Here is a 202-nt window from a genome sequence, read left to right as displayed (position 1 = left end):
ACCCAAACAATCTGCTCTGGTAGCAGAGGGTGTCGAAGGTGAAGTCGACACAAACCGAAAATTTGCCAGAACACGCATTACCAAGACATCACATACCCAATCAGGGGAAGCGACTCAACACCGACTCCCCAACCGAATTGCTTGACGACCATAGAGCGTTGGAACCACCTGATCCCATCCCGAACTCAGTAGTGAAACGACG

1 rRNA gene is annotated in these 202 nt (G+C 51.0%); it reads left to right on the top strand.

Features of this window, described 5'->3' with window-relative positions:
• Positions 1–140: 140 nt before the first annotated feature.
• Positions 141–202 (top strand): 5S ribosomal RNA (gene rrf / locus ACSZPK_RS26970); the annotation flags it as partial.

Origin of the sequence: Pseudomonas sp. LRF_L74 (assembly GCF_965644255.1) — a bacterium.
GTDB lineage: Bacteria > Pseudomonadota > Gammaproteobacteria > Pseudomonadales > Pseudomonadaceae > Aquipseudomonas.
This window is presented reverse-complemented; position numbering and strand designations above follow the sequence as displayed.